4 protein-coding genes and 2 pseudogenes are annotated in these 4019 nt (G+C 30.0%); all 6 read left to right on the top strand.

Features of this window, described 5'->3' with window-relative positions:
• Positions 1–208, top strand: a pseudogene (locus V7183_RS23940) (acyltransferase family protein); the annotation flags it as partial.
• Between the two features lie 33 nt (positions 209–241).
• Positions 242–985 carry a YveK family protein gene (locus V7183_RS23935; RefSeq protein ID WP_335361068.1) on the top strand — a complete coding sequence of 248 codons (744 nt, stop codon included), beginning with the start codon at positions 242–244 and terminating at the stop codon, positions 983–985.
• Positions 972–1592, top strand: coding sequence for a CpsD/CapB family tyrosine-protein kinase (locus V7183_RS23930; protein ID WP_335361069.1), 621 nt, complete (start codon positions 972–974; stop codon positions 1590–1592). Before V7183_RS23935 ends, V7183_RS23930 begins: the two co-directional genes overlap by 14 nt.
• Before the next feature lie 18 nt (positions 1593–1610).
• Positions 1611–2249: a sugar transferase gene (locus V7183_RS23925; protein WP_335361067.1), complete on the top strand. Its 639-nt coding sequence runs from the start codon at positions 1611–1613 to the stop codon at positions 2247–2249.
• Positions 2250–2357: 108 nt separating this feature from the next.
• Positions 2358–3794 (top strand): oligosaccharide flippase family protein, encoded by a 1437-nt coding sequence (locus V7183_RS23920; RefSeq protein WP_335361066.1) that lies wholly within the window; start codon positions 2358–2360, stop codon positions 3792–3794.
• A 3-nt stretch (positions 3795–3797) separates the two neighbouring features.
• Positions 3798–4019 (top strand): annotated as a pseudogene (locus V7183_RS23915) (O-antigen ligase family protein); the annotation flags it as partial.

The following is a 4019-nucleotide window of genomic DNA, read 5'->3' as shown; positions in this document are numbered from 1 at the left end:
GTATCATATAATATCTTTATTTTCTCTTATATATATGCTTCATGAAATATTACCGTTAACTATTATTTTACTTATATCGTTTATTTTCTCTTTTATACTTGCAACAATTTCATATTTATTCGTAGAGAAATTTGCATTTAGGCTTGGAAAGTATGTAACAAAACAACCGAATCTAGAAAAGAAAGAATTATATGTACCAAGTGATTAATAGGATGCTATTTAGAAAAAGGCGGTGGAATAGTTGAAGCAAGAAATTAGTATTAAAGACTTTCAACAGTTATTGAAAAGAAGATGGTTAACAATTATTTTGACAATGTGCTGCTTAACAACTTGCTTAGTTCTTGTCTCCAAGTATGTATTAAAGCCTTCTTATCAGTATTCAACGCAAATTCTTGTTGGGAACTTAGATGAGTTTAATAAGGAAAATTCAATAAATAAAACGCAGGAAAATAAGCAGCTTGTAACATCATATGTTGATATTTTAAAAAGTCCGCTTATTATTTCAACAGTGAAAAAAAATTTGAAACTAGAACAATCAAGTTATGAATTAGCACAAAAAATTTCGGTTGTTAATACAGATAATTCTCAAATTGTTACTGTTACAGTAAAAGATACAGATCCTAAATTAGTGAGAGAAATTGTAAAGTCATTGGCAGAGCAATCTCAAAAAAGTTTTCAACAGTATACAAATGTGCAAGGAGTAAAAATATTAACTGATCCAGAGCTACAGGAAAAAGCGGAAAAATTATTTCCGAAATTCCAGCTCATTATCCCTATTTCTTTAATTGTCAGTTTATTTGTGGGTATTGGTTTAGCTGTTTTAAAAGATTACTTTGATGATCGCATATATGTGGAACAGGACTTAGAGAAAATAACAGAAGTACCTGTTATTGGACAAATAAGCATGAAGCCGAAAAAGAAACGAAAAGCTAAAGAGGCTGAAATAAAAACAGCTATATATCGAGGTGAACATATTGATGTTTAAGATAAAGAAAAAGTTAAATTTTGATCCAAATGACCCTGTAATGCAAGAGCAATTTTATACAATTTATCAGCAATTAAAAAAATCAGGGAAGCAAATATTCACCGTTGTTTCAGTTAAAGACAGAGGTGTTGTAGCTTCGCTTATAGTAAATATAGGATTAGTTTTTGCTGAAATGAAGAAAAAAGTTTTATTAGTCGATGTGAATTTCTCAGATCCTAAACTACATTTATTGTTACGAAGTAATCATATGACAACGATAAATGATGTAATAGTTTCTTCAGATTTGAATTATGAATCTTTTTCTAGTGATTGTTCTGAATATTTGTATTATATACCAGCACAAAAGACAGTACATAATGGAACGACATTAGTATCTATGGATGAGTTTGATAATTTAATACATATATGGAAGGGTGAGTTTGACTATATTTTCTTTTATTCGTCTGAAATATTTGACTCTTCTACTACACATATTATTACGGGTAAATGTGAAGGTGTAGTTTTGGCGGTTAAAAAGCGGCAAGACTCGTTACGGGCAGTTCAAAAAGTAATAAGAAATATGGAACGAAAAGAGTGTGAATTGCGAGCTATAGTTTTATATTCTTGAATCTGGGGGTAACAAGTAATGATGCGTGAAACAAATCAGGCTAAGTTGTATGCTATTCCAACTCAAGAAAAAGATAAGTTTTTGACGCGAAGTATGAAACGTTTGTTTGATATTATATTTTCACTTATATTATTACTTCCAATGATACCAGTTATATTATTTTTTTGTATAATTATAGTTTTAGAAACGCCAGGGTTTCCAATTTATTATCAAGAGCGTTTAGGGATATATGGGAAAAGGTTCAATGTATTTAAACTAAGATCAATGGTGATTGATGCTGAAAAAAATGGACCGCAATGGGCAAATAAGGACGATCCTAGAATTACAAAGGTTGGATTATTTATAAGAAGAACAAGAATCGATGAAATACCGCAACTTATTAATATTTTAAAAGGTGAAATGTCTTTTGTTGGACCTAGGCCAGAAAGAGAGTACTTTTATAAAAAGTTTGAAACTTATATTCCAGAGTTTAAGCGCCGTTTATTAGTGAAACCAGGATTAACAGGATGGGCACAAATAAATGGTGGATATAACCTTGATCCAAAAGAAAAATTAGAATTAGATATGGAGTATATTAGATTAAAAACGATTAGGATGGATATTCGTATTCTATGCAAAACAGTCCTTATTATATGGAATGGAAAAGGTGCAAGGTAAAAGGGGAAATTTCAATGTTTTATATAAATCATTGATTGATAAATTTATAGTCTTTGCTTATAAAAAAGGTGAAAAAGACAAGTAGGTTATATGCAAAGGAGAACGGGTATGGGTAGAGCTATTATAACCAATATTGTACATCTATTTTATAGTACGATTTTAGCTAACCTCCTTCAAGCCATTAGTTTAATTGCTTTAGCAAACTTTTTAAATGCGAAAAATTATGGGATGTTTAGTGTTGCGATAGCATTGATATTTGTTATGTTATTTTTTACAGATTTAGGAGTTAGTAATACGTTTCTTCGAGAAGGAGCAAAGGATGGAGTTGATTTAAGTACAATTGTATCTTCGTATGTGAAAATTAGGATGGTTCTATTTGTTTTAACTTCTTTAATTGGTTACATAGCTATTCATTATTTTTATGAAGATAAAAATTTAATTTATCTGATGTTAAATGTAATGTTTCTAATGTTATTTGGACTTACGTGGCAAAATATCGGTATTACTTATTTTCAACTTACGGAGCGAATGAAATATATTGCACTTATTAAAGTTGTGTCTGCATCTTTTGTCATTATAATTACATGCTTCTGTATTTTCGGAGAACTACCAGTATATATGACGGCTCGTTTATATGGTTTTGGTTATATGCTTGGTGGTTTATTTAGCATGTATTTAATGAGGAAAATGACGAATATCAAAATGAGAGTAGTAATGTATAAAAGATTATTGAGGCAATTAGGACCTTTTATTGTTAGTGGTTTTTTAATTATGAGTACACCACAATTGGCACCTATTTTACTTAACTATACGTTACCACTAAGTATGGTAGGGGTATTTGCAGTAGCTTATCGAATGCCAGCAGCTTTATATCAAGTACCTGGTGTCATTGCAGGAGCGTTCTTTCCAGTGCTTTTTAAACATTATAACCAAAACAATATAGAAGAGCATACGAAATTAAATATGTTGCAAATGAAGTTGATGGCTCTTGTAGGAATATGCATGACAATAGGTTTATATCATTTAGCACCATATTTTATCTCCATATTTTTTCATAATGAATGGAGTAATGCAGTGCAGCCGCTACAAATATTATCTTTCCTTATCGTACTACAAAGTGTAAACATAGCTATCGCTGATGGATTAACAACAAGTGGGTCCCAAAATAAGAGAACTGCTGTGCAGTGTGTTGCTCTAGTAATTGGTGGAATAATATTGTATGCCTTAAGTAGTATTGGAGGAGTTATAGGGGCAGCTTACGCTATGGTTTTACTTGAAGTAGTTGCTTTAATTGGATATATAGTCGTAAGTGAAGTTAGGAAGCAAATTGTATTACAAATTGTATTACCGTATACAATTTGTTTTGGGGTAACTTTTATAGGAGTACAATATGCATTACAGGCATATCATTTCATTGCACTTACTCTTAATATGATTATTGTAGTAGTTAGTATATTCTTATATGATTATGAACTAAAAAAACTCAGTCTCTCGTTCATAAGAAAAATGCGAAAAAAGGATTATATTACGAAACAGGAGATATAGTCTATGGAAAATAACATGCAAATTTCAATGAAATGGATTTTTCTTTTAATATTGTTCATTATGTTAAGTAAATACAATATATATATAGGATTTTCTTTGAAAATATATATGATCTTCCTCGTTATTTATTTTTGTTTAACGATTAAAGATTTCTATATTCGAAAGCTATATTTTCATGAGGTTATCTTTTTGCTTTTTTATTTCATTTATTGTTTAAGTGGTATT

The sequence above is a fragment of the Bacillus sp. JJ1127 genome (assembly GCF_036965845.1).
Lineage (GTDB): Bacteria > Bacillota > Bacilli > Bacillales > Bacillaceae_G > Bacillus_A.
This window is presented reverse-complemented; position numbering and strand designations above follow the sequence as displayed.

Coding starts and splice junctions, on each gene's coding strand:
- V7183_RS23925 (WP_335361067.1), top strand. CDS start 1,611: ATGATGCGTGAAACAAATCAGGCTAAGTTGTATGCTATTCCAACTCAA.
- V7183_RS23920 (WP_335361066.1), top strand. CDS start 2,358: ATGGGTAGAGCTATTATAACCAATATTGTACATCTATTTTATAGTACG.